This window comes from Brasilonema sennae CENA114 (genome assembly GCF_006968745.1).
In the GTDB taxonomy this organism is placed as follows: domain Bacteria; phylum Cyanobacteriota; class Cyanobacteriia; order Cyanobacteriales; family Nostocaceae; genus Brasilonema; species Brasilonema sennae.
In genome coordinates, this window is the sequence record NZ_CP030118.1 from 5,322,686 (window position 1) to 5,348,910 (window position 26,225).

Annotated in this window: 19 protein-coding genes and 1 pseudogene; 12 read left to right on the top strand and 8 right to left on the bottom strand. The window is 42.0% G+C overall.

Annotated elements, in window-relative coordinates:
* Window positions 1–132 precede the first annotated feature (132 nt).
* From DP114_RS22345 to DP114_RS22370, 6 genes are all read left to right on the top strand, one after another.
* Window positions 133–1,104 (top strand): DMT family transporter, encoded by a 972-nt coding sequence (locus DP114_RS22345; RefSeq protein WP_171977161.1) that lies wholly within the window; start codon window positions 133–135, stop codon window positions 1,102–1,104.
* A gap of 109 nt (window positions 1,105–1,213) precedes the next feature.
* Window positions 1,214–2,335 (top strand): TauD/TfdA family dioxygenase, encoded by a 1,122-nt coding sequence (locus tag DP114_RS22350; protein ID WP_246162652.1) that lies wholly within the window; start codon window positions 1,214–1,216, stop codon window positions 2,333–2,335.
* A gap of 52 nt (window positions 2,336–2,387) precedes the next feature.
* Complete coding sequence (locus DP114_RS22355; RefSeq protein ID WP_216669930.1) at window positions 2,388–6,392, top strand: non-ribosomal peptide synthetase; 4,005 nt, start codon at window positions 2,388–2,390, stop codon at window positions 6,390–6,392.
* A 216-nt stretch (window positions 6,393–6,608) separates the two neighbouring features.
* Window positions 6,609–7,529: a beta-1,6-N-acetylglucosaminyltransferase gene (locus DP114_RS22360; RefSeq protein WP_171977163.1), complete on the top strand. Its 921-nt coding sequence runs from the start codon at window positions 6,609–6,611 to the stop codon at window positions 7,527–7,529.
* 184 nt (window positions 7,530–7,713) lie between these two features.
* Entirely contained in the window at window positions 7,714–8,796 is a 1,083-nt protein-coding gene (locus DP114_RS22365) for a class I fructose-bisphosphate aldolase (protein WP_171977164.1), read from the top strand.
* Between the two features lie 1,043 nt (window positions 8,797–9,839).
* Window positions 9,840–11,006, top strand: a complete 1,167-nt coding sequence (locus DP114_RS22370) for a pyridoxal phosphate-dependent aminotransferase (protein WP_171977165.1) — start codon at window positions 9,840–9,842, stop codon at window positions 11,004–11,006.
* Window positions 11,007–11,342: 336 nt separating this feature from the next.
* Here the strand turns inward: DP114_RS22370 and DP114_RS22375 are convergent, their stop codons facing one another.
* A complete protein-coding gene (locus DP114_RS22375; RefSeq protein WP_171978266.1) occupies window positions 11,343–12,518 on the bottom strand; it encodes a glycosyltransferase in 1,176 nt (391 codons plus the stop codon).
* A gap of 437 nt (window positions 12,519–12,955) precedes the next feature.
* On the opposite strand from DP114_RS22375, the gene DP114_RS22380 reads away from it, so the two are divergent.
* The 4 genes from DP114_RS22380 (at window position 12,956) to DP114_RS22395 (ending at window position 15,981) form a co-directional block, all read left to right on the top strand.
* On the top strand, window positions 12,956–13,762 hold the full coding sequence (locus DP114_RS22380; protein ID WP_171977166.1) for an SDR family NAD(P)-dependent oxidoreductase: 807 nt from the start codon (window positions 12,956–12,958) through the stop codon (window positions 13,760–13,762).
* Between the two features lie 293 nt (window positions 13,763–14,055).
* Window positions 14,056–15,294: a damage-control phosphatase ARMT1 family protein gene (locus DP114_RS22385; protein WP_171977167.1), complete on the top strand. Its 1,239-nt coding sequence runs from the start codon at window positions 14,056–14,058 to the stop codon at window positions 15,292–15,294.
* Between the two features lie 36 nt (window positions 15,295–15,330).
* On the top strand, window positions 15,331–15,591 hold the full coding sequence (locus DP114_RS22390) for a hypothetical protein (protein WP_169263306.1): 261 nt from the start codon (window positions 15,331–15,333) through the stop codon (window positions 15,589–15,591).
* Window positions 15,592–15,600: 9 nt separating this feature from the next.
* Window positions 15,601–15,981, top strand: coding sequence for a PIN domain-containing protein (locus tag DP114_RS22395; RefSeq protein WP_171977168.1), 381 nt, complete (start codon window positions 15,601–15,603; stop codon window positions 15,979–15,981).
* Between the two features lie 33 nt (window positions 15,982–16,014).
* Here DP114_RS22395 and DP114_RS22400 read toward each other — a convergent pair whose 3' ends face one another.
* From DP114_RS22400 to DP114_RS22415, 4 genes are all read right to left on the bottom strand, one after another.
* On the bottom strand, window positions 16,015–17,757 hold the full coding sequence (locus tag DP114_RS22400; protein ID WP_171977169.1) for a metallophosphoesterase family protein: 1,743 nt from the start codon (window positions 17,755–17,757) through the stop codon (window positions 16,015–16,017).
* Between the two features lie 140 nt (window positions 17,758–17,897).
* Window positions 17,898–18,440, bottom strand: coding sequence for a hypothetical protein (locus DP114_RS22405; protein ID WP_246162654.1), 543 nt, complete (start codon window positions 18,438–18,440; stop codon window positions 17,898–17,900).
* A 347-nt stretch (window positions 18,441–18,787) separates the two neighbouring features.
* Window positions 18,788–18,931 (bottom strand): hypothetical protein, encoded by a 144-nt coding sequence (locus tag DP114_RS22410; RefSeq protein WP_171977170.1) that lies wholly within the window; start codon window positions 18,929–18,931, stop codon window positions 18,788–18,790.
* A 162-nt stretch (window positions 18,932–19,093) separates the two neighbouring features.
* Complete coding sequence (locus DP114_RS22415) at window positions 19,094–19,972, bottom strand: aspartoacylase (protein ID WP_171977171.1); 879 nt, start codon at window positions 19,970–19,972, stop codon at window positions 19,094–19,096.
* A gap of 231 nt (window positions 19,973–20,203) precedes the next feature.
* On the opposite strand from DP114_RS22415, the pseudogene DP114_RS36390 reads away from it, so the two are divergent.
* Together DP114_RS36390 and DP114_RS22420 are read left to right on the top strand one after the other, a co-directional pair.
* Window positions 20,204–20,275: pseudogene (locus tag DP114_RS36390) on the top strand (LysR family transcriptional regulator); the annotation flags it as partial.
* A 431-nt stretch (window positions 20,276–20,706) separates the two neighbouring features.
* Window positions 20,707–22,068, top strand: a complete 1,362-nt coding sequence (locus DP114_RS22420; protein WP_171977172.1) for an NAD(P)/FAD-dependent oxidoreductase — start codon at window positions 20,707–20,709, stop codon at window positions 22,066–22,068.
* A gap of 328 nt (window positions 22,069–22,396) precedes the next feature.
* Here the strand turns inward: DP114_RS22420 and DP114_RS22425 are convergent, their stop codons facing one another.
* From DP114_RS22425 to DP114_RS22435, 3 genes are all read right to left on the bottom strand, one after another.
* Complete coding sequence (locus tag DP114_RS22425; RefSeq protein ID WP_246162656.1) at window positions 22,397–24,982, bottom strand: NB-ARC domain-containing protein; 2,586 nt, start codon at window positions 24,980–24,982, stop codon at window positions 22,397–22,399.
* A 50-nt stretch (window positions 24,983–25,032) separates the two neighbouring features.
* Window positions 25,033–25,485 (bottom strand): toll/interleukin-1 receptor domain-containing protein, encoded by a 453-nt coding sequence (locus tag DP114_RS22430; RefSeq protein WP_169263299.1) that lies wholly within the window; start codon window positions 25,483–25,485, stop codon window positions 25,033–25,035.
* Between the two features lie 277 nt (window positions 25,486–25,762).
* Window positions 25,763–26,176: a GlcG/HbpS family heme-binding protein gene (locus DP114_RS22435; protein WP_169263298.1), complete on the bottom strand. Its 414-nt coding sequence runs from the start codon at window positions 26,174–26,176 to the stop codon at window positions 25,763–25,765.
* Window positions 26,177–26,225 lie beyond the last annotated feature (49 nt).

The window sequence follows — 26,225 nt, forward strand, 5'->3', positions numbered from 1 at the left end:
TGAACGTAGTTTTTTGACATAACAGCTACATGTGAGGATAATTAGTATACATGTATTACTTGAGTTGACTAAGGAAGGCAACAAAGTAGTCAGAAAGATAAGTACACCTAGTCATGTTATTGGAAAATATTGATGCTCAAAGCTAAACTGAAATTCCCATACGAACAGTTATTAGCAACACCAACTACCGCAGCAGTTGCTTCATTGGTAGTCAGCTTAGTAGCCTTATCTTTCTCACCAATTCTGATCCGCTTGAGTGAAAGCGAACTCGGTCCAAATGCTACAATCTTTAATCGCTTTTGGATCTCTACTGTCGCCTTTGTGCTGTGGAATGGATTCGCAGCCGCGCGGCGGCGACTATCTAATGGCCAACCAGAAAAACTACAACTTTACCCAATCCGGCTAGTTTTGCTCTTACTTGCTGGTGGGATTGTAATTTTTGCTACTCTTGCTCTGTGGGCTTTGTCACTAACTCAGACCAACGTCGCTAACGCTACGCTCATGCACTATTTGGCTCCACTGTTCACCGTCTTAGGAGGATGGCTGATTTTTGGGAAGCGCTTTGATGGTAAATTTCTTATCGGTATGTTTGTAGCTATTTTCGGTGCTGGTATTATAGTATACAATGATATCTCGTTGACGAGTGACAAACTCCAAGGAGATCTAATGGCATTACTATCAGCTGTGTTTCTTGGTTTTTATCCACTCATCGTCGAACAACTACGAAGTCAATTGAGTACGACAATAATCATGACGTGGTGTTCTGCGATCGGCTCGGTGTTACTTTTGCCTATCGCTCTACTCACTGAAGATAGGCTTTTCCCCTATTCGTTGGGTGGGTGGCTTTACGCGATTTTGCTAGCCCTCATATGCCAAATACTAGGCTTGGGACTTTATGCCTATAGCCTCAACAAGTTATCTTCAGGATTTGTCTCCTTATGCGATCTGTTTGTTCCCGTCTTTAGCTCCCTAGAAGCTTGGGTTATCTTTTCGGAAGGCCTCAACTGGTCTACATTGATAAGTTTTGTTGTGATTGTTTCAGGGGTATATCTAACTTCATCTAGCGAATTTGCTATCAAAGAAGAGGTAGAATCAGCTATGTAGAGAGATTGCAGAATGGGGGAAGAGAAAGGTTATTGGTCGATAGTTAAGTATATCATTTTTTCACTCTATGAATACTATCTATAATCTCCCAATTTCAATTTCTTCAGATATGAGATTACGGTTTTTGCAGGATGATGAGAAAACTGTTGCCAGTACTGAAAAAGAACTACCTCTAGTTATTGAGCCAGTCAAAGAAAAATCCTTTGCAGTTCTCAAAGCATTGCTCAAGGAAAGTGCGCAGTGGTTCAATAAACAACTAGATACATACGGAGCGATTTTGTTTCGGGGATTTGAGGTTGAGGGTGCAGAGCAATTTCAAAAAGCCCTAGAGCTATTGAATATCGAAGTGGAGTCAGTTTATCATTTTGGCAGCGCTCATCGTGTACGAATAACTGAGAAAGTCTTCACCTCTTCTGAAGCTCCACCAGATGTGATTATAGCTCCTCACAATGAACTCAATATGGTGCCGGTGCGACCAGGCGTACTTGCTTTCTTTTGTCAAGTTCAGCCCGACTTGTATGGGGAGACTCCCATCATCAATACAGAAAAGCTATTTTATGACTTATCTCCCAGCTTACAGCACAAAATTGGAAACTTTCCTCAGCAGTTTGTGCGATATGTTCCCAACCATCTATTAGAAATGGTCTTCGAGGATCTCTCGCCAGAGGAGATTACCAAACTTCTCCAGGAACAAGGATTTGATTTTAACTGGGAAGAGGATGGCTCTATTTCTTTTGAATGTTCTTATATTCCCTTATTCAGTCACCCAAGAACGAGTAGACTCTGCTTTGGCCTTAGTATTGTTGATTGTTTAGTTAGTAGAGAATGGTATCGAAATATTGGGCAACGGTATTCATTTAAACAAAGGCTCTATTACAACTTGCTGCCAGCCAAATTGTACAAAAATATTCAACAAAGAGCAACAACAACAGCAACTGTTGTTGATGGTTCCCAAAAACGAACCAGTACCTTGAACGCATATTTTTTGAACAAAGATGGTCAAAGCACCAATATGACGGAAGCAGAAGCGAAAGAGTTGGGGCAAGCTGAATGGAAAAATGCAGTCATATTTCAGTGGAAGCAAGGCGATATTCTCGTAATCGATAACCTACAAGTTGCTCATAGTAGACTCAATACTAAACTGAAGCGAAAAATACTGACTGCTTTTGGGAATATGTGCAACATTCGCGATATGAAACCAGCTTTATTAACGACTTTTTCAAATATATAAACATAATAAAGAATCGTTGGATTTGCAGCTACCCATGAATCAATCATTGAATATGAAAGCCTCATTTCCTCTTTCGGAAGTTCAGCATAAAATTTGGTTTAGCCATCATTTCATGCCAGAAGAGCTAAACGATAAAGTTTGTTTTGCTTTCAAAATTAATTCACCTGTCAGTATTTCTGATCTCAAAAAAACATTTCAAGCAATAATTGACCGTCACGATATCTTGCGCACGACTTATCATGAGTCGGAAAAGAAAATTTTTCAAGAAATACATGATAACGTTGAAGCTAATTTAGAGGAGATAGACGCTTCAAGTTGGGATTTTCATGAGTTAACTAACTCTTTACTACAGTCCGCTAAACATCCATTTAATTTAGAGAAAGCTCCGATGATTCGGCTAAGCTTGTTTAGTCGTTCTGCTACGGAGCATATTCTTTTGCTAATCGTTCATAGTTTGGCAAGTGATTGGGCTTCTTTATTACTACTGGTAGATGATTTTCTGCAACTCTATTTATCAAAAAATAATTTTTTAGATTCAAACAAGAATATTAAGACTTTAGAGTCTTCACAATATTTCTATAAAGAATATGTAAAAAAACAAGTTAATCTACTAGAAAGTTCCGAAGGAAAAAGACTTAAAGATTATTGGGAAAAACAGTTTTCTGGAGAATTACCTTTACTAGAGTTACCGACTAGATTACCTCAAGAGCCTCTAAAAAATAACAATGGATCATTCTATAGTTTTGTCATAAACAACAGACTAACTGGATTACTAAAAAAACTGGCAAATGATGAAAATGTCAGCCAAGAAAACCTTCTTTTGACAGCATTTAAAATTCTGCTTTACCGTTATACAAGTGAAAAAGATGTTCTTGTTGGTTTGGTAGTAAATCAGCAAGATAGACCAGAATTTGAAAGAGTTGTTGGCAACTTTACTAACGTAGTTATTTCACGGGATTTGATTTGGGAAAGTCTTTCATTTAAGAAGTTTCTCCATCAACTCAGTCATACTGTTTCAGAAATAAAGGAATATCAAGATTATCCGTTTGCTTTATTGGTAAGACAACTACAGTCAAAGTCTAATTCAAGTCATTCACCTATTTGTCAAGCTTCATTTACTTACCGGAATGTAGAAACTCTAGAAAATATATCAAAGTTATTCGAGGCCGTAGCTAAGAAACAGCCGACAAATTGTGGCGATCTAGAACTAGAATACTGGGAACTACCCCAGCAAAAAGTAGAATTTGATTTAAGCTTGGAAGTGATTCAGCTTTCGGAATCTAGTTTAGGCTACTTTAAGTACAACAGCAATCTGTTAGATGAAGCGACAATCGCTCATCTAAGCGAACATTTCCAGAATTTATTAGAAAGTATTGTATCAAATCCAGAACAGCCAGTAGCTCAGTTACCATTGCTGAGTCAGAAGGAACAACAGAAAATACTGGTTGAGTGGAATGCGACTGAGACTGATTATGACTTGAGTGTATGTCTCCACCAATTAATAGAAGCACAGGTAGAGCGAAACAGTGATGCGATTGCAGTCTCTTTTCTAGAAGAACAGCTTACTTATGGTGAACTCAACAGAAAAGCAAATCAACTCGCACACTACTTACAAACACTGGGAGTTAAACCAGAGGTTTTAGTAGGTATCTGCGTTGAGCGTTCTTTAGAGATGCTGGTGGGACTTTTGGGTATCTTGAAAGCTGGTGCAGCTTACTTACCTTTAGACCCAGGTTTTCCACAAGAACGCTTGGAATTAATCTTATCTGATTCTCAGGTGCCAGTGTTGCTGACTGATAATAAAAAATTATTTGCTGATGATGAACATAGGAAAGTCATCTGTTTACGTACAGAGAAGGAAAAGATTGCGAGTCATAGCAAAGATAATCCTACACCATGTGCAACTGCTAAAAATCTGGCTTATGTTATCTATACCTCAGGTTCAACTGGTAAGCCTAAGGGAGTAGAAATTCCTCACGGTGCTGTGGTCAATTTCTTAAAATCTATGCAGCATGAACCTGGAATTGCAGAGTCAGATGTCCTTTTGGCAGTGACTACAATATCATTTGATATTGCCGCCCTGGAGCTGTATCTGCCTTTAATTACGGGTGCTAAGTTGGTATTAGCAAGTCGAGAAGTCGCTAGCGATGGCAGGCGACTCACAGAACTAATTCATACTTCTGGTGCTACGATTATGCAAGCCACGCCAGCGAGTTGGCGGATGTTGCTTGCGGCTGGATGGACTAGTTCTCCTCAATTGAAAATTCTCTGCGGTGGCGAAGGCTTAACTAGTGACTTGGCAAAGCATTTATTAGAAAAAGGTGATACTGTATGGAATTTGTATGGACCGACTGAAACGACTATTTGGTCAACTGTCTGTCAAGTAGAAGCTACGAAACTATCTCATGCTTTAGTCTCCATCGGTCGTCCGATCGCCAACACACAAACTTACATATTGGATTCCCATCTTCAACCAGTTCCCATCGGAGTTTTGGGCGAATTGTATATAGGTGGTGCTGGGGTTGCACGCGGTTACTTCAATCGTCCTGAACTAACTGCTGAACGCTTTATTGCTAATCCTTTCTCGCAAGGTTCCTGTTTTTACAGGACAGGAGATTTAGCTCGTTACCTGGATGATGGCAATATTGAATACGTTAGTCGAATAGACAATCAAGTAAAAATTCGAGGTTTTCGGATCGAACTTGGGGATATAGAAAACGCTTTATCTGCTCATCCACAAGTGCGAGAAACAGTTGTCATTACCCGTAGTGATCAACCAGGAGAAAAACAAATAGTAGCTTATATTACTACTAAACAGGAAGAACCAACTCCAGACACCCTGCGCGATTTCCTCAAACAGAAGTTACCAGATTACATGGTGCCAATAGCTTTTGTAATCTTAGAAGCATTACCCTTAACTCCTAGTGGAAAAGTCAACCGTCGCGCTTTGCCAAAGCCAACACTTTCTAGCTTCAGCCAACACAATGAATTTGTCGCACCGCGCAATGATACCGAAGGGAAACTGGCAAAAATCTGGTCAGAAATTTTAAACATTCAGCCAATAGGTGTTAAAGATAACTTCTTTGAAATCGGTGGAAATTCTCTTTCAGCAATCTACTTAATAGCTTCAATTGGGCAGCACTTTGGTAAGGAATTACCCTTATCAGCAGTCCTCACCAATCCCACCATTGAAAAGTTTGCAAATCTTCTTGATACCAGTTCCAATACTTTTGAAAACTCCCTCCTAGTTCCCATCCAGCCAAAAGGTAACAAGCCAGCCTTTTTCTGCGTACATCCTGCAGGTGGTCATGTTATGTGTTACTTCAAATTGGCGCATTCTCTCAGTGACGAGCAACCGTTTTATGGCTTGCAAGCGCAAGGGTTTCATGGGGAAGAAGAACCACTCACACGAGTCGAGGATATGGCAAGCTTGTATATCCAAGCAATTAGGAAGTTTCAGCCCAATGATCCTTATTCTATTGGTGGTTGGTCATTTGGGGGAGTTGTAGCGTATGAAATGGCACAACAATTACACAAACAGGGACAGGAAGTCTCTTTAGTAATACTTGATTCTTATGTTCCAATTCTCTTGGATAAAAACAAGAAAATTGACGCCCCCTATTTGGTTGGTGTTCTTTCCAGATATTTTGGCGGAATAGCAGGGCAAGATAATCTGGTAACACCTGATGAAATTAAGCACTTGAGTATTAACGAACAAATCAACTATATCCTTGACAAGGCAATAGAAGTTAAGATATTACCGCCATCAAATCAAAGCCAACAAAACCGACGCATTCTTGATGTATTAGTAGGAACGCTAAAAGCAACTTATTCTTATCTGCCACAGCCATATCCAGGAAAAGTCACTGTTTTGAGAGCCAAAGAAAAGCATATCATGGCTTCCGATCCAACTCTGGTGTGGGTGGAATTATTCTCTATCATGGATGCAGAAGATATAAAAATCATTGATGTTTCTGGTAATCACTACACATGTATTTTGGAACCTCATTTACAAGTCTTAGCAGAACGCTTGAAATCATCTCTGGCAGAATTTTAGTCAGAAGGTAGTTTTTGATTGGGGCTGGGCACAATCAAAAAAACTAAGAATTCAGTCCCCAGAATGGACTGCGCCCTTGCACTCTTTCCTGAAGGCTTTGATCTTTATGAAAGATGGTAGTGAGAGCATCTTACTTCCTACTTTATTACTGAAGCGGGCTGTCCGAGCGCACTACAAACAAAATACATTTACACATTTGGGATACTCCCGTTTTTTATGAGAATAGCATATATAGTTTTGGCACATAAATATCCAGAACAATTAGTACGTCTTATTTCTAAACTAAACACAGATGACGTTTCATTTTTTATACATATAGATCAAAAAACAGAGCAGAAAATTTATCATCAGATAGTGACTCAACTCAAGGATTTTCCAAATGTCTCTTTCATAAAGAGATACCATTTAGGATGGGGAGGTTTTGATATTATCAGAGCTAGTCTTGAAGGAATAAAATCAATAGTTGAAACGGGTAAGTACTTCGATTATGTTATATATTTCTCAGGTCAAGACTATTTGATCAAGTCAAATGAACAGATTAAAAAGTTTTTCCAAGAAAATAATGGTAAAGAATTTATAGAGTATTTTCCATTACCTTGTAGTATATGGTACAAGGGAGGCTTAACAAGATTAGAATCTTGGTATATTCGTTGGAAAGATAAGGAGTTTTTTATTCCGCAAAAGCGTGAGTTTAAATCTCCTATTAACTCTTTGTTATATTCATTGTTGATTTTGCTTTTACCGAAAAGACCTAAATTGCCTGAAGGATTTGCTCTTTATGGAGGTTCAGCATTTTGGTGCTTAACAGGAGAATCTACAAAATGGATAAATAATTTTGTTAAGCAAAACCCCAAGTTTGTTAATAGTTTTAATTACACTTATTGTCCAGATGAATTGTTTTACCAGATTTTAATTGCAAATTCCCCTTTTAAGGAAAAAATTATTAACACTAGCTTGACCTATCTAGAGTGGCCGAAGGATGATTCCCTTCACCCCAAAATTTTAGAAAAAAAGGATTTTGAGAAAATTAGGGAATCAGAAAAATTATTTGCTAGGAAGTTTGATCTGACTATAGATGCAAATATATTAGACATGATTGATAAAAGAATATTAAGCGAATCTGAAAAAATCAAATAAATTTGTAATTCTGGTCGCATCAGGATAAATGATTAATGTTCCCGAGCAACATGAGACATTTGTTCTAGAAGCCCCATATCCAAATTTTAGGAAAAGAGTTTTCATGCTTTTAGAAGCGGGTGAAAAATAGTGCGAATGCTATATTAAAGGCAAAGCTATGTGCTGACGTTTTGAGGAAAAGGCAATGACGACAACACTATCTGCGCCTCATTCTATTGAGTCCTTGCTAGGCAAAGAAGCAGAAGACTTGCTCACCTATAAGGCAAAAGTTTCTAAGGATTTACTACATTTGCCAGGACCAGATTTTGTGGATCGAGTTTGGTTGAACAGCGATCGCAACCCCCAAGTCCTGCGTAATCTTCAAACACTATACTCAACCGGACGGCTGGCAAATACTGGCTACCTCTCTATTCTGCCAGTAGATCAGGGGATTGAACACTCAGCCGGTGCGTCATTTGCACCCAATCCCATCTACTTTGATCCAGAAAATATTCTTAAGCTGGCAATAGCAGCAGGTTGCAACGCTGTTGCGACAACTTTGGGAGTTTTAGGTTCAGTTTCACGCAAATATGCTCACAAAATTCCCTTTATAGTCAAAATCAACCACAACGAACTGCTAACTTTCCCCAATCAATCTGACCAAGTTTTGTTTGCTTCAGTTGAACAAGCTTGGAATTTGGGTGCAGTTGCTGTGGGTGCGACTATTTATTTTGGATCGGAAAACTCCACTCGCCAAATTCAGGAAATTAGCCAAGCCTTCAAACGCGCCCATGATTTGGGGATGGTGACGATTCTTTGGTGCTATTTGCGGAACAACGCTTTTAAAGAAGACAAAGATTATCACCTTGCAGCTGATCTGACAGGACAAGCGAATCATCTGGGTGTGACAATTGAAGCTGACATTATTAAACAAAAGTTGCCTGAAAATAACAACGGGTACGGAGCAGTAGCCAAGGCGACTGGTAAGAGTTACGGTAAAACCAATGAGCGGGTTTACACAGATTTGACAACCGACCACCCAATCGATTTAACTCGTTATCAGGTACTCAACTGTTATTGTGGACGTGCAGGACTGATTAACTCTGGTGGCGCGTCTGGAAAAAATGACTTTGCAGAAGCTGTTCGGACTGCGGTAATAAATAAACGCGCTGGTGGAACAGGATTAATTTCTGGGCGCAAAACATTTCAACGTCCGTTTGACGAAGGAGTGAAATTGTTTAACGCGATTCAGGATGTTTATTTGTCTGATGCGGTGGCGATTGCCTAGGGCAGAGCTACGCTTAACGCCTAGGGCAGAATTACGCTTAACGCTTAAACGACTCTCAGACGAACGTGTCCGCCTGCGATTCAAATCGCAGGCTAATAGCCAAAGTCCTCTCAAGAGGACTAAATGCTTTAGGTGTAAAATATGCGGGTAGCGTGTAGTTTCTCAAAAATTTGCTCGTAACAAAGCGCAGCGTGGAGATCGATGACTAAGCAATTGAGAATGTGAAATGTAAAAAACTTGACAAGCATAGATGATACATTCTATGTTTGAGGGAGTGTGTTGAAACTCATCGACACCACTCCCCCGATCCTTGAAAACCTCATAATTCCGTTGAGTGGTGTCGATTGCTCTTGTAGTAAGGGTTTCAGCCTACAAGATGAGGATTTTATTGCAAATCATCTTGCCCTTATTGACAATTAAAAAAGTGGTGTCGATTTGGCGTCTGAAATCCGCTCCCACTAAGGCTCCCTGAGCGAACTCTTTCCATTACCTCTTCCCCTAACGGGGATGGAAACAAACCAGCAAATGCTCTTTGGTAAGCTTTTGCGATTTCCTTTGCATAACCTCTTCCCCTAACGGGGATGAAATACTAAATCTTTGTACCAAATTCCGAATTATTGAATGAGCGAGAAAATTTTCGATGGGAAAACTAAATCTGAGGCTTAAACACCTTGCGATTTCTAGTTCCTACAGTTAGTTGCTCAAGAATTCCCAAGTCATCCCCCACACTTGATAATGCCGCTTAAGTTGGCAGGGATGCTGGGATTTTTCTATTTGTGGGGGTTGGTGGTTGAGTAGAAACTTACGTAGATAATAAAGTAAAAAAACACATTTACTCTCTGTATCCACTATCCACAGTTCATCCCAGAGATAACAAACAGCCGATCTGCCGTTAGCGTAGCGTGCGCTTTGCGCTTAGGCAGCAGGGCCTCGCGATCGCCCCATAAATTTTATTCTTTCAACAAAGGAATTGTTAAGAGACAAATATTAATAGAACTTCTGAGATATTGTAAAGTAAGTCAGAAGTTTGCCAAACGAGTGACATGAAGCTGGCGCAACGAGTAAGTCAAGTAGCACCTTCTATAACTTTAGCTATTGCAGCCAAGGCTAAGGCAATGAAGGCAGAAGGAATTGATGTTTGTAGTTTTAGCGCTGGAGAACCGGACTTTGATAGTCCAGCGCACGTCAAAGCTGCTGCACAGAAAGCTTTGGACGAAGGTAAAACCAAGTATGGACCTGCATCTGGGGAACCAAAGTTAAGAGAAGCCATTGCTCGCAAGTTAAAAACTGACAATGGTCTTGATTACAAAGCAGAAAATGTTATTGTCACCAACGGTGGGAAACATTCTCTGTTTAACTTAATACTGGCGCTGATTGAACCTGGAGATGAAGTTATCATCCCCGCGCCCTACTGGTTAAGTTATCCGGAAATGGTGACGCTTGCTGGTGGAGTCTCTGTGATTGTCCCCACAGATGTTTCGACAGGTTACAAAATTACACCAGAACAGTTGCGTAAGTCGATTACGCCCAAGACAAAGCTTTTTATCCTCAACTCGCCATCTAATCCTACTGGTATGGTTTACACACCAGAGGAAATTCAGGCGATCGCCCAAATTATCGTTGAGACTGACATTCTTGTCGTTTCCGACGAAATTTATGAGAAGATTCTCTACGATGGTGTTAAACAGGTCAGCATTGGTTCGCTAGGACCAGAGATTTTTGAGCGAACTATTATCAGCAATGGGTTTGCCAAAGCTTACTCCATGACAGGATGGCGCATCGGATATTTGGCAGGACCTATTGATTTGATTAAAGCAACAATTACCATCCAAAGCCATAGTGTGTCGAATGTTTGTACCTTTGCTCAATATGGGGCGATCGCAGCTTTGGAAGGTTCGCAAGATTGTGTCGAAGAAATGCTGCAAGCCTTCGCCAAACGACGAGAAGTCATGTATGAAAGACTTAACGCTATTCCTGGGCTGAGTTGTCCAAAACCAGACGGCGCTTTCTACTTATTTCCCGACATTAGCAAAACAGGGCTAAAATCTCTGGATTTTTCTAACAGGTTGCTAGAAAAAGAGCAAGTAGCAGTTATTCCTGGAATCGCCTTTGCTGGTGATGACAATATTCGCCTTTCCTACGCCACCGATATGGCAACAATTGAAAAGGGAATGGATAGATTTGAAAAATTTGTCAAATCACTTATTTAGTCATTAGTCAACGCCCTAAGTCCTTACGGACACGCTGCGCGAACGGGCAGGGTGTAAGGGGGTAAGGGTGTAGGGGTGTAGGGGAACCCCATGAATAAAACGCGCAGCGCCGTTCGCTTTAGTGGCGGTTTGGGCTTGAAACTTCCCTTTCTTTTCTTTCCAATATTAAAATAAGGGGCTTGCGTCCTTGTTGGTTCCGGCGGCGTGGCAACAAAGAAAATTTTCTCTTCCCCTTAGACCCTTACACCCCCATACACGCCAGATACCTACGGAGGGAGACCCTCATCAAGTACTGGCTCCCCTACACCCCTTTCTTGGTCATTAGTCAACTGTTGACTAACGCAACAAGCCCATTTCTTTCAAACCTTGGCGCAGTCGTTTCGCCTCTTGCGGATTTTGCTGTTCTTCGTGAAGGGCGATCGCTTTTTGAAAACTCACAAGACTATCTTTTACATAGCCAAGTTTCAGCAGCAATACCCCCAAGTTTTGGTACGCATCAGCATATTTAGGACTTAACTCAATTGCTTTTTGATAAGCTAAGATAGCATCTTTGAATAAACTCATTTCCTTTAGCGTCATCCCCAGATTGTAATATCCTGGGACGAAACTGGAGTCAATCTTGATTGTTGCTTCGTAAGCAGTTTTAGCACCATTTAAATCTCCAGTTGCTTTGAGTAAATTGCCAAGATTGTTGTATGCTCCTAATTTCAGAATAGGGTAAATAGGCAATTTCACTGCAGCATCATAGTGGGCGATCGCATTTTTATAATTTTGCAAACGAGAGTAAGCAATACCAAGATGATAGTAGAGTTCGTATAAAGTCTCGTACTCCTCCTCACAATTCGCAACTCCCTGCGCCAACAACTTGATACCTTCTACTATTTTCCCGATTTTTACATAAAGCCCCCCCAACTTACTACAAACATAAGGATCATTAGGATGAGAAGCAAGAAAACCTTCCATCGCTGCTTGTGCTTTGGTAAATTTATCTTGTTGAGCTATGGCATTTTTTTGGTATCCTGTGTGTGAAATAGCAACCCCTTCCAAATAGCCAACTTGCAAACCTGGTTCCTGAGTTAAAATTTCAGACACGCTATCATCCACTAACGCATGGTAAGGGCGAGAAAAGCGGATATCTGGATGATTGCGGAACAGGCGCGAAACCAGCGAGTAAGGAGATTGTTCTGCTTCTACCTCATGGCGCAGAAGGTTGATCAGGAGGTATTCTTCCCTTCGTATCGCCTGCTTCAACTGCGGTACAATTTTCTGGGTGAGAGTTTCATCTGCATCTAAGACAAGAATCCAATCACCTGTGACGTATTTTAAAGCTTCATTGCGAGCAGCACTAAAGTCATTACACCATTCAAAATGATGCACTTTCGCACCAAATTTTTGAGCAATTTGTGGAGTGCTGTCTGTAGAACCTGTATCTAATACTACCATTTCATCGACGACATTTTTCACACTGCCAAGACATTTAGACAGCGTTGCTTCTTCGTTTTTGACAATCATGCACAGGCTTAGTTTCATAGGTAACTCGTCTACTTTTTTAAATATTGTGTAAATATGAGTAACTTTAATTGTGTGCCGAAAGCTTTATCAAATGTGATAAGAACTTCTTCAACACATGGTGACTTTAATGATAGGTCAAACACTAGGTAGACGCTATAGCCGAATGGCATTAAGACCGTTTCACTTTAAAATTGATACGAAGCGTGGGATGAGTGCCCGATTTAGGTAAATGAGGGTTAGAAGTATAAACGGAACTCTAGAAAAGTAATCCTAAAGACACAAAGGGCGATACTTCCTTGGAAAGACGTAATCACACTACTACGTTCTTAGGATTTTAAGGGTTAAAAGCTCACAGTCCACGCAAACCATCTGGTATCGAAAGACTTGCAAGTCATAGCAAACAAGCGTGGAGTCATCATATAGGAGTTTCGACGGTTATGAAGAACAGTTCCTTAATTCGACCTCTGGCTGTCGTAACGGGTGCCTCTAACGGTATCGGCTACGAACTTGCCAAACAGTTTGCCCAAAATGGCTTTGATTTGATCATCACAGCTACTGGCTCAAGCATTGACGAAGCCGCTCAAGCTTTCGTTGGACTAGGTGTCAAAGTCGAGACGGTGCAGTCCGATCTTGCCACCTATGACGGGGTTGAGACGCTCTACAACAAGATTAAGGCAGCGAACCGACCAGTGGATGCGATCGCGATCAACGCAGGTGTTGGTGTTGGCGGTGACTTTGCCCGCGAAACCGATCTACAGGACGAACTCAATCTGATCAATCTGAACGTCGTATCGACTGTCCATCTCGCTAAGCGGGTGGTGAAAGACATGGTTACTCGCGGTAAGGGTCGCATCCTCTTTACTTCCTCGATCGCCGCTTTGATGCCTGGACCGTTCGAGGCAGTCTACGCAGCCTCCAAGGCGTTTGTCCACTCCTTTTCCCAGGGACTGCGCAGCGAACTGAAGGACACGGGCGTCACCGTCACCGTCCTCATGCCCGGACCGACCAATACCAACTTCTTCCAGCGCGCGGATATGAACGATACCAAGGCGGGCGTGAGTCAAAAGGACGACGCAGCCGAAGTCGCCAAGCAGGGTTTTGAAGCTTTGATGGCGGGCAAGGATGAGGTCATCGCAGGCTCACTCCAAACCAAGATTCTGGGCACCGTGAGCAAAATCTTGCCTGATACCGTCAGTGCCGAACTGCACCGCACGCTTACTGAGCCGGGGTCAGCTAACAAGTAATACTGATTCAAAAAGCGATAGCTTCCACGCGGACACCATATCCAAAAGTTTTGCTTCTTTAACAGGACTTACGCAAACAAACCCGGTTTCTACCAAAAATCCTCTGTTTCGTAACCAAATACGAACGAAGAAACCGGGTTTCTGGCAGATGGTGCGTAAGTTCTATTTAAGAAAGTTGCAGTCAAGTTAACGACTGCATTAATGATACATTTCTAAACTGAATCTTAAATCTGTAAGGTTTGTTAACAAAATACCGCAATATTTGAAAGTGGTGCTATCACAAACAAAAGCGAGTGAAACAAAAATCCAATACTCCTAGATTACCCCTACCACAACCACTTGTGGCTGTAGAAGCTGGTACGTTTACCGAATTTACAGTTACTCAACGGATGCCTAGTATTGCCCGTAGAGTTATCGCTGAAAATAAGTTTCCAGCCAATATTAATGCCAGCTTAGAGAAACTAGCCAGTGAACTGCCATCGGGATATTTGCCAACTCTTGTAGATGATACTAGTTCAGATTTTGCAGATTGGTCTAGATATTTAGAACCATATAAAGAACAGCGTTGGATAGATATTCCCTGGTTTTTCGCGGAAACTTATTTTTATAGATATCTTCTACAAATTACCAACTACTTTCGTGCTGGTGAGTGGCAAGGTGTAGATCCATTTGAGTTGCAAAAACGTCAAGGTTTAGAAACATCCCTTGACTCAATCGTTGCTTTATGCACTCAAGTGAATGGATGGTTGAATGTATCAGAGCAAGAAAATCAATCAAGGCAAACAGCTTTGATAACATTATTATATTTTGGTTTGTGGGGAAATCGAGTTGACCTTAGTTTGTGGTCAGCATTTGAGACTGACCGCAGTCGTTTTGATATTCAAAATCAACAATCTCACATATTAGTAGATGATGCACTCAAAGTCACAGAATTGTTAGTGAATAGCAATTCCGGACGTGTTGACTTTGTTGTAGATAATGCTGGCTTTGAACTTGTCTGTGATTTGTGTTTGGTAGATTATCTTTTAGGTAGTGGTGTCGCGAGCCTTGTGAGATTGCATTTAAAGTCTCACCCAACATTCGTCTCTGATGCCATGATAAAAGATGTGCATCAAACAACAGAATTTTTATTAGCCTCAAGCAATCCAGAAGTGACATCCTTTGCTAAAAGACTACAAGAATATATTGCATCAGAGCAGTTAGTTTTGTCTGACGATTATTTTTGGACATCACCTTTAGCTTTTTGGGAAATACCTGAGTCTCTAAAAAATGATTTATCTCATTCCAATTTGATAGTTATTAAAGGAGATGCAAATTATCGAAGATTGTTAGGAGATAGACATTGGGATTTTACGACTAAAATCTCAGATATCGTGTGTTACTTACCCGTCCCAATGGTAGCCCTACGCACTTTGAAATCGGAAGTTGCAGCAGGAATTAAACCGGAAGTTTTGGAGGAAGTGGAAAAGTCAGACTCTGCTTGGTTAACGAATGGACAATGGGGAGTTGTTCAGTTGGTGGATAATAATTAAAGGAGTTTAGAACTAAAACTAAACAGGAGGAATGGAGTGAGTATTAACCTTGACCTACCAGAAGAGCTGGAGAATGAACTTTGCATTGAAGCTTCTGAGCTAAACTTACCCTTGTCGGAATACATTCTCCGGATTCTGTCTACTAGACAAGTTCTAGCTAATCCGCCTAAGACCGGAGCAGAGCTTGTTGCTTATTGGCAGAGTGAAGGCATCATCAATTCACGACCTGACATCACTGATAGTCAAGCATACGCCCGCCAGCTGCGTCATGAGGCTCAAATGCGATCAAAATTATAGGTAGAGTTGATGTACCTGTTAGACACTGATGTTCTGATCGATATTCAGCGTGGTCATGCTCCTGCAATAGCTTGGTTTGCGAACCTACCAGAGGTGCCCAGTGTTCCCGGCTTTGTGGTTATGGAGCTCATTCAAGATGCTCGCAATATGCAACAAGTTCGTAATGCCCTCAAGCTCGTTGCTCCATTGCCTGTGGTTTGGGCTACTGAAGCTGATTGCGCTCCTGCTCTGTCAGATTTTACAACCTATCACTTGTCAAATAGTTTGGGATTGCTTGATGCTTTGATTGCTGCCTGTGCAGTTGGACGAGGTGCAACACTCTGCACCTTCAATGTGAAACATTATCGGATTGTGCCTGGTTTAATGACAGCACAGCCCTACACGCGTTGAGGTAGTCTCACACCGCAGTGCAACGAACGAATCCTATCGCAACTGAAACTCATCAAACTTCACAACTTTTGAATCTGGCTGACTTGTATTGAAACGATAACTGCTGACTGTACCCTTACCCGTATCAAAAATGCTGAAAGCTGTAAGATCATTACTGGCAATATACGGTATGGGTTTGCCATCTTTGTCGGGTAATGGAGCGATCGTTGGTAAAACTGGTTCTAACCCATTGGGATCCCCAAGTGCAGCATAATCCTTTTTGTCACCTGATGGAACTGATCGCTTATCGCCACTCAAGAAAGCACCGTAAGTATTGCCAACATTTGATGTTTCTAAAAAGTGCATTCCCGACTGACTAAGAAAACGGTTCCAGATATGCGAGTGCCCATAGAATACCATCTGTACTTTAGCTGCTTCAAGTAAGGGAATCACATCGCGAATCAAATAATCTGATTTTTTGGGGTATTTGTAACGTACCGTTTTAACATTGCGATTCGCATCACGTTCAATAATCTGCACGGGATTAGTATAAGCAGGAACAATATTGTCGCCTAAAGAATGAGGTGGATGATGAAACATCACGACTTTATATTTTGCTTGTTTAAACTCAGGACTGTTGAGTTCTTTTTCTAACCAGTTGTACTGCTGACTTCCTTTGGCAATTGGTTCAAAAATAACTTGTCCGTAACCCCAATTTTCTGGATTTTGCAAATCTTTATCTCTTTCCCGATACTTCCCCCTCGCTTCTGCATCCATATTGGGAGTCCGCCACATATTCGTCGCATATAGAACGACTAGACGCACATCACCAAAACTGACTGCATAATAACTTTCTCCACCTTCTTTACTCTCAGGTAAAGTGAAAATTTCTTCGTAGGTATCAGTATTATAAGAATTATTTTTCAGCGATTTTTCCCCATACAACTTCATCGCAACTGGACGCGGAAACGCATCATTAAATTCATCGCCTAAACTTCCACCCTTGCCAAAGCGTCCCATCACTTCATGATTACCAATACTGGTAAACATTGGGGCATGTTGAATAATTTCTCCACCAATAAAAGATGTCTTTATTCCATTCACATCTGTTTCAAACTTGGCACGACCTTGTAAACAAGGGAAGAAAGCACCACCTCCATTATCATCAAACCATTCTGAGGCACGATCTGCAATATTCACTGTATCTCCTGCTAACCAAACTGCATCCACTTTACCAACAGTTTCCACGACCTTTTGCAGATTTGCTGCTATCATTGGTTTCAATTGATGATCAGAAGTTAGGAGAATTTTTAATGGTGTTCCGGGAGTTGGGGTAGGTGCAAGCGTGAAAGTATTGCTGCTAATACTCTTACCATCTTCTCGTACACTCGTGACACGATAAGACACTCGTTTAAGCCCAGTTAAGCCAACGACTTGGGCCTCATGTCGCCAAATATCACGTGAGACTGGTTGCTTGTAAACTTGTCCATTTTCCTTTTGGTTTCCTACTTTTGATTCTTGATCTTCTCGTGTACGGCTGAGTTTAGTCGTATTCGCTACGGCTGTTTGCTGGAGATTGTCGCCATATGCAACATTATGTTTGGAACCAGCAAACTCAGTAAACCACACAACTCGCACTGAAGATTGCGTGGGGAGTTGTAGAAATGGATCTGTGAGCAATTGGGGTGCTGATGAAAAGGCTTTTTGCCCAGAAAAGCAACCGTATACTACGCTAAGGCAGATAACTAGTATAAATAAGGCAGCTAGTATTTTGCGCTTTGTGAGATATCTGAGCATTGCGAGTGTTCCAGAACGTCAGTGCATCTCAGTTGTATCTAAAAAAACACAAAGAGCTAGAAAATAAAGTTGCACTGTTCCGGATTATGGTTTCAATACTCGCATTTAGATAATCTCTTACTCGACAACAAGGCAATTTCTTACTGCCTTGGAGATGAACCTGGGGAGACGGGTGAACCTGGGGAGACAGGTGAAGCTGGGGAGACGGATGAACCTGGGGAGACGGGTGAACCTGGGGAGACGGATTGAGTTCCCTGTTGTGGATCTCGTACCACCCACTGACACAGTTTTTGATTAGGTTGGTTGTAATTAATTGCCATTGTGAAAGTGCGCTCTTGGGCGCGGTTCTCGCGGAAATTTACAACAGCCTGAGTATAGTTTCCTCCTGCAAGTGCAGTCCATTGCAATCCATTACGCGCATAAGGCTGATCAGGAGCGAAGCGCACTTCATATCTGACTTGCTCTGGCGAGTCACCAGGGCGGACAAACTGCAAATCCTGAACAATGTCCGCCGTCTGTTCCAGAACATCCCTGGAGGTAAAGCTACAACTGTTAGGAGTGTCTCCTTTTACTAACACCAAATAGGGACGATCAAAGGTAGACTCTACTTGTTGGGCTTGCGTTCTTTGGTTGGGGAAGAGGATCAAGGCAATAGGCAGTATCAGGAAAATAGCTTTTCTCATAGTTCAAAATCCAACTCTAAAGCCAGGTAGTGAGTAGCAGCACTTGGTTTTAAGTCATTTATCTTCATTCAGTTACAGATGAAGAAATTCATGCATCAATCAAATATTGTGGTAATTCTTCTGGGCGTTAAGCGTAGCTCTGCCGTAGGCAATCGCAATTGTAAATAGCATAAATCCTGCCGTTTTACTAAACGTCTACCATAGGAACAAATTCACTTGCTCTACAGACAGAGTTTTAAATTAACGAAATCTATGATCTTCAATACATCTTGTTAGGACTTATACATTGACACATTAGATAAAACGCCCATTCATTCTCTAGTCAGGCGATACTTAGCTCTAGGAGCCTAACCATTGGCGATCGCCCGTATATGTCCAGAGGGTTTTTCTCCAGAAAACCCTCTCCCTGAGCGTTCGCGTAGCGTGTCCGCAGGACTCAGCTCAGGGCAAGATGCTGAAGGCATCTTGGGGCATAGGGCAGGCGAAGCCATCGCTAACCAGTAGAGATATTGAAAGACGGAGAATACTTACGTGTCAGGGTAAACGGGTTCGGATCTACACCTCGTTCCTTTTTTTTAGATTACACATAATAGAATCCTCCGCCTTAAAACCTTTGTAATATAAGAATTTAACCAGAAATTCGTGCCATTGCTCTAAACAGTAACGTGTCGCTTTTCGGTTAAACCCATAGCAATTCCTTTCTCGTAGTAAGCAGCTTCATTGATGAATATTGGATACACAGTTGATTCTCCTTCATAAACAATCTCTTTACCATCAAAGGTTAAAAACATTGGATCGCCAGGATTAAGAGGTTCATAATCCCGAAACTGAAGTTGTGGGTGAATCATTGCTTGAATTTCTCCCAAATCATTTCTGGGATAGTCGATATCCTTCACATATTCATAAAGTGTGAGCGTGCTATTGGTCTGTGAAATTGAACCTTGATTATATGCTTCTAAATAGTCCAAAATTGTCTCAACAAGTTTTTCTGTTTTCTGAAATAACTCTGCATTCAAGACTGCCTGAGCTACAGCACCAACTTCAATAGCAAAACCGAATTCACTGATTGATTGGAGGCAGCGACTTTCAATTAGTGGTGCCCAACAAACCTTCACTTCTGGATGAGTTAAACTGAGATGGGCAGCTAATTGTAGATTGAACGGATGGAGAAAGTTGTCTAACAAGATGCTTAGTCCCATATTTGAAGTTGTTGAGTGCAAATCCAAAATGATATCTACCGGAGATTTGCCTTTGCCTCCCAGCATTTCGTTGATGTCTTTTGCCCTGATTTCTTCATAAGTGGAAAGCGTCGGATTTTCCAGATCTTGAATTTTGAAGCAACGATTCAAGTCCTTATCAATGTAACGCCTTGCTACCTCAAAAGCTTTGGGGTTGCCAAAAAAGGTTAAAGTTTCAAAGCTATCTCGCTGAATGAGATGGGGATATTGCTCAAACTTTTTAATTAAGTATGCACCTGTGAATTCATTTCCGTGGGTACCACCAACCAGCACTACCTTATTTATTCGATTCATAATATTGCCCCTTCTAGATCAGAGATATCTTTTTTCAGACTAAACTATAGCAGTCCTAAATCATAAGCCCTGCGGGCACGCTGCGCGTTCGCCTTTGGCGTGCGCTTTGCGCTTACGTAAGATTTTCTCCTCTGTTTCTTGGCGTCCTTGGCGTCTTGTTGCTAATCGATAAATTCTCACAACTCATATAGGATTGCTATATATGTCAAAGATATAGTAGTTCCAGTCATGATAGAACTCCGACATCTACGGTACTTTATCGCCGTTGCTGAAGAATTGAACTTTAGCCATGCTGCTAGACGCTAGCCCATACAGCCAGGGTTTGCATTTACCACAACCATATAAAAAAGAAAAAGTTAGGACTTACGCACTTTACAAATAGGCGCTTTGTGTGTGAAAGCCCCAGACATCAAATCTGTAAGCCATCTGCTGGCATTTTTTCCCATATATACTCTAACTGCATAATTTGATGAATCTGACCGCTATAAAAAAGAAGATACGAAGGTAAGCTCTTAATCGCAAACTTCCGTTCAGTAAACAGGTATAACTCAACGCACATAATCAGACTTTAGTCAATGGGTAAGTCCTAAAAATAATAAATCTTACATTGTAAATGTATGTTATGCTCGATTTACATTTCTTCATATGTTAAAAATGAGCAGAGCTACTCTGACGCAAATGCTTAAGATTGGTTAATAAAAATAACAGTAAAGAAATAAAAGGAAATAAATCTTATGGTGAACACAGTAGAAAATCAGCCACCCCATCACGTAGTCATTGTCGGTGGTGGATTCGGAGGATTATATGCAGCCAAAGCACTCTCGCGTGCTGATGTTCATGTGACTCTCATTGATAAACGTAATTTTCACTTATTTCAACCGCTTTTATACCAAGTCGCTACTGGTGCGATATCTCCCGCTGATATTTCCTCTCCCCTGCGTTCTGTACTGAATAAGAGCAAAAATACGAAAGTGCTGTTGGCAGAGGTGAATAATATCGATCCTCAAGCACAAAAAGTCTTTATGGGTGGGGAAGCAATACATTATGATTCTTTAATCCTGGCGACGGGTGCAAAGCATTCCTATTTTGGCAAGGATCAGTGGGAAGAATTTGCTCCCGGTTTAAAAACTGTGGAAGATGCGATAGAAATGCGTCACCGCATCTTCATGGCGTTTGAAGCTGCAGAAAAGGAAACTGATCCTGAAAAACGTCGTGCTTGGTTAACTTTTGTGATTGTTGGTGGTGGTCCTACTGGTGTGGAATTAGCAGGTGCGATCGCAGAACTAGCTTATCACACGATGAAAGAGGACTTCCGCAATATCGACACTTCCGAAGCGCAAGTTTTACTCCTAGAAGGTTTGGATCGGGTTCTCCCACCGTTTGCACCACAGTTATCAAAACAAGCAGAAACATCACTAACCCGCTTGGGTGTCACCGTACAACCAAAAACAATGGTTACGAACATAGAAGGCGATGTTGTCAGCCTCAAACAAGGTGAAGAGGTGACGCAGATTCATGCCAAGACAGTATTATGGGCAGCAGGTGTGAAAGCTTCGCCTCTGGGAAAAATGCTCGCAGAAAGTACAGGTGTTGAGTGCGATCGCGCTGGACGAGTTATTGTTGAACCTGATTTGAGTCTTAAAGAACACTCCAATATATTTGTCATTGGAGACTTAGCAAATTTTGCTCATCAAAACGGCAAACCCCTACCTGGTGTTGCACCCGTAGCGATGCAAGAAGGACAGTACGTTGCCTCACTGATCAAACAACGGCTCAAAGGTAAAACCTTACCACAATTTCGTTATTTTGATTGGGGTAGTTTAGCGGTTATTGGACAAAACTCTGCCGTTGTAGACTTAGGGTTTTTCAAATTTACAGGCTTCTTGGCGTGGCTATTTTGGCTGTTTATTCACATCTACTTCTTAATTGAGTTTGACAACAAGCTGGTAGTCATGATTCAGTGGGGCTGGAACTATTTCACCCGCAAGCGTGGCGCAAGATTGATTACAGGTAAGGAAGTTTTGGAAAACGCGAAAGCTGGAGATAGTAACGGTTATTACACACCTGAGAATGGTAGACAAACGGTTAATCTATAAAAGTTTTTATACTCAGATCTTGCAGCAGTATCAACAACGAGGCTCTGCCTCGACATCTCGTTCCCAGGCTCAGCCTGGGAACGAGGGTTGGGAGGCTCCGCCTCCTGATACCAAGTTGCAATCAAAAGTTTTTATACTCTTAAGATGCACATTCCCAAACCCTGAATTATGAATTATACCAGGTTCGGTTAATTAGTTATGATTTGGGCAATGTCTGAACCCCACCCCTCAATCCCCTCCCCTTAGTAAGGGGAGGGGAGGTTTTGGCGTTAGACAAAACCGGGGTGGGGTTCACCAAGGATTTATAAGCAATTAACCGAACCTGATATTACTCTTTTGTGCCTTGCAATCGCAAAAAATGCATCCCTCCTGATTCATCCCAAGCAACAACTCTCACTCCATCGGGCGCAACAGCACAGCGATAGATTGGACTTTCCCCTGCGAAACTTGCAATTACTTCCCCAGTTTGCCAATTCGAGACTTTGAGGGTCTTGTCATGGAAAGCATAAATCACGTACTTGCCATCAGCAGTCAGGGTGAGTGCACTTACCGAGTTACTATGACCTGCTAGAGTACACAGTTGTTCTCCTGTTTGCAAATCCCAGACTTTGAGGGTGTAGTCAAAGGAAACAAAAATCACGTACTTGCCATCTGGGGTGAGGGCAACTGCACTTACCCAGTCACTATGACCTTCTAGGGTAAGCAATTGTTCTCCTGTTTGCAAATCCCAGACTTTGAGGGTGTAGTCAGAGGAAGCAGAAATCACGTACTTGCCATCTGGGGTTAGGGCAACTGCATTTACCGAGTTACTATGACCTGCTAGGGTACGCAATTGTTCTCCGGTTTGCCAATTCCAGACTTTGAGGGTGTAGTCAGAGGAAGCAGAAATCACATACTTGCCATCAGCAGTCAGGGTGAGTGCATTTACCCAATCACTATGACCTTCTAGGGTACGCAGTTGTTGTCCTGTTTGCCAATCCCAGACTTTGAGGGTGTTGTCACGGGAAGCAGAAATCACGTACTTGCCATCAGCAGTCAGGGTGAGTGCATTTACCCAGTAACTATGACCTGCTAGGGTACGCAATTGTTCTCCGGTTTGCCAATTCCAGACTTTGAGGGTGTTGTCAAAGGAAGCAGAAATCACGTACTTGCAATCTGGGGTGAGGGCAACTGCACTTACCCTGTCACTATGACCTGCTAGGGTACGCAATTCTTGTCCTGTTTGCCAATTCCAGACTTTGAGGGTGTTGTCATAGCAAGCAGAAATCACGTACTTGCCATCTGGGGTGAGGGCAACTGCATTTACCCTGTCACTATGACCTGCTAGGGTACGCAATTCTTGTCCTGTTTGCCAATCCCAGACTTTGAGGGTGTTGTCAGCGGAAGCAGAAATCACGTACTTGCCATCAGCAGTCAGGGTGAGTGCAATTACCGAGTTACTATGACCTGCCAAAGTACGTACTAAAGGCCCGCCAGGAGGAGTCAAGCTTGCTATTTGCGGAAGTAAACAACGAGTTTTGCATTGCTGCGCTTGGGTTAACAATCTTTGAATTTCTGTGTTTTTAAAACCCAGCAACCGCCCTAATAATTGCCCCGGCAATTGCTGTTTATCTTGATTTAAAATATGTCCCGACAGTTGCAATGCACCTTGAATTAACTGTAAATTCTCATCTTTAGGCAAAAAATCATAATCTGCTAGCAAAGCATTAATATTGATATTCTCCAACTTCGCCTGCAACCAGCGAAAATCACACAGCAGTTGTTGTAATTCCGTTTCCCTTCCCCCAGCCTGCAAGTGATAGGCTAAATTTTGCCAGATATAGCCGTCATTTGGTAAACTATGCCACCCTGAGGGGTATTTTTCGCTGTAAGCATTCAATAGGCGACTGTGTAATTCTGACAAATTTGACACTGCACCCCGCAAGTAAAGGTATTGCAAGTCATGCAGTTCTACTTGACGTTCAGGAGATTTTCCTGTAGTACGGAGTAAGGCTTTGCGCTCTAGATTAGTCAGGATTTGACGAGCATTACGTTCCTTTAATCTGTTGCTATGCGTCCAAATTTTGACAATAACGGCTTCCGGTACAGGTGTATCATCTGGGAAAACTGCTAGTTCCAAATAGTTTTGTGCTTCTTGTGGTGGCAGTGCATCAATGCTAATTTTAATTGATTTCAAGATGCTGCCATAATCATGCTCAATAGACTCTAACTCAGCTTCTTTTAGTGCGTCTAACAAATCTTCCCAAGATGTACCGTCCCTTACCATTGCACCAGTTAGGGACAGTGCCAATGGCAAATACCCACATTCTCGTGCTACCTCTTTTGCTGTCGTCGGAAACTCCTCTCGTTGATTTACCCAATTTGCCAAAAGTGCTAACGCCTGTGGTTCATCTAAAACCCCAAGCGGATGTTCTTTTCCTTCCAACCCCGTAACTATCGCTGCATCACGGGTGGTAACTAACATTTGACAGCGTTCTTCTAACACATCAAACGCCTTAGCATCATCCAAACGCCAAATATCATCCAAAATCAGTAAGCAAGCTTTATCTGCAAACAACTCCTGCAACCGTGCTTTCGCCAATCCAATCTCGGTAAAAGCCGTTTGCTTATCGCCCAACGCCTGGGCAAGATAGGATTGCCAAGTTAAAATCTGGGGCGTTTGTCCAACTGTTATCCAAAACACCCCATCAGAAAAAGCTTTTCTGACTTCTTCATCCCGTGCCAGGGCTGTAGCTAAGACTGTTTTGCCAATTCCGCCCATTCCTTGCACACCAACCTGTCTCGATCTGCCAGTGACAACCACTTGTTGATTTGTCTGGGCTAGCACTTTTCCTTTCAGTGCTTCGAGTTCGTTAAGGCGCAGCAAATAGTTTGTTGGTAGTAGCGGCACGCCGCTTAGCTTAGCGAGTGGCACTTGTTTGTTCTGGTCAACTGTCTCGGTGGCATCAGGCGGCAGTTGACCGTTTACTTTTTTAGACTCTCAACGGCTCGACGAATACCCTGAACCACATCCAAAAACGCGTCATCCTTGTTGCTCCAACGGGTAATCGGCTTACCGTCTTTCGGGAGCGCTTGCAGCTTACTAAAGGGGGCACCTTTCCAGTCCACAGGTCTAAGAATGATAGGAATCACTCGTGCTTCTTCAGCCTCATGCCGCCGCATCGCTTCTAGCATTTCTTTTTCGTAGCAAAACTTTGACGCCATAAAGGAGCTACTGATCAACAGCAAGATGACGTGAGCCGATTCCAAATGAGTCTTAATCTGAGCATCCCACTCTGCTCCTGCCTCAATATCTCCATCATACCATGCGTTAATTATGCCCTGTTGCTTTAGGTTAGAGAGATGGTCGTCGAGTATGCCTCGCAATCGTCGCTCTTTATGAGAGTAGGAGATAAAAACTTCGATAGGTTCGCTCATCTGCTTGGCGCTTACGTCTGTTAAGGTTTGCTGCCAAAATCAAAATCTTTTGGGGTTTGATGGTCATTGCTGACCTTGGGAGTAGCTATATTTTAACTATAGCAGGGTACATAATCGTGTTAAATTGCCGTTAATGTTTATTTCGGGATTGTTGTTTGATCCAAAACCATAGAAAAACCCCCACTTTTTTGAGTGAGAGCAGAAAACTATTTATCTTGTTAGTCCCATTGCCAAATGGGCGCTGCTTTTATTTTGGAGACGTTTAGTGTTAATGGTATTAAAAAGCTGCCACAGCTGCCTCAGCTACAGCTTGATCCTGTTCACCGCTACCACCACTTACTCCGACTGCACCAACTATCTGCCCATCGCGTTGAAGTGGTATACCCCCGGCAAAGATCATGATTCGTCCTCCGTTTGAGACGTGAATACCATAATACTGTTCTCCTGGTTGAGCACTTTGGGCAAGGGATTTGGTAGAGAGATTAAACGCACGAGCAGTAAATGCTTTGTTGATCGAGATATCGATACTTCCGATCCACGCACCATCCATACGAATGTGAGCAACAAGATTCCCGCCAGCATCAACGACTGCAAGATTCATTGGTTGTCCGATTGCATTCGCCTTCGCTTCTCCAGCCGCTAGTATTCGTCGTGCATCATCTAAAGATACAGAATGTTTGTCATTCGTCATGGTAATTCATTCAATTGTAGAAATCTATGCGATAAAGAATATCATCATG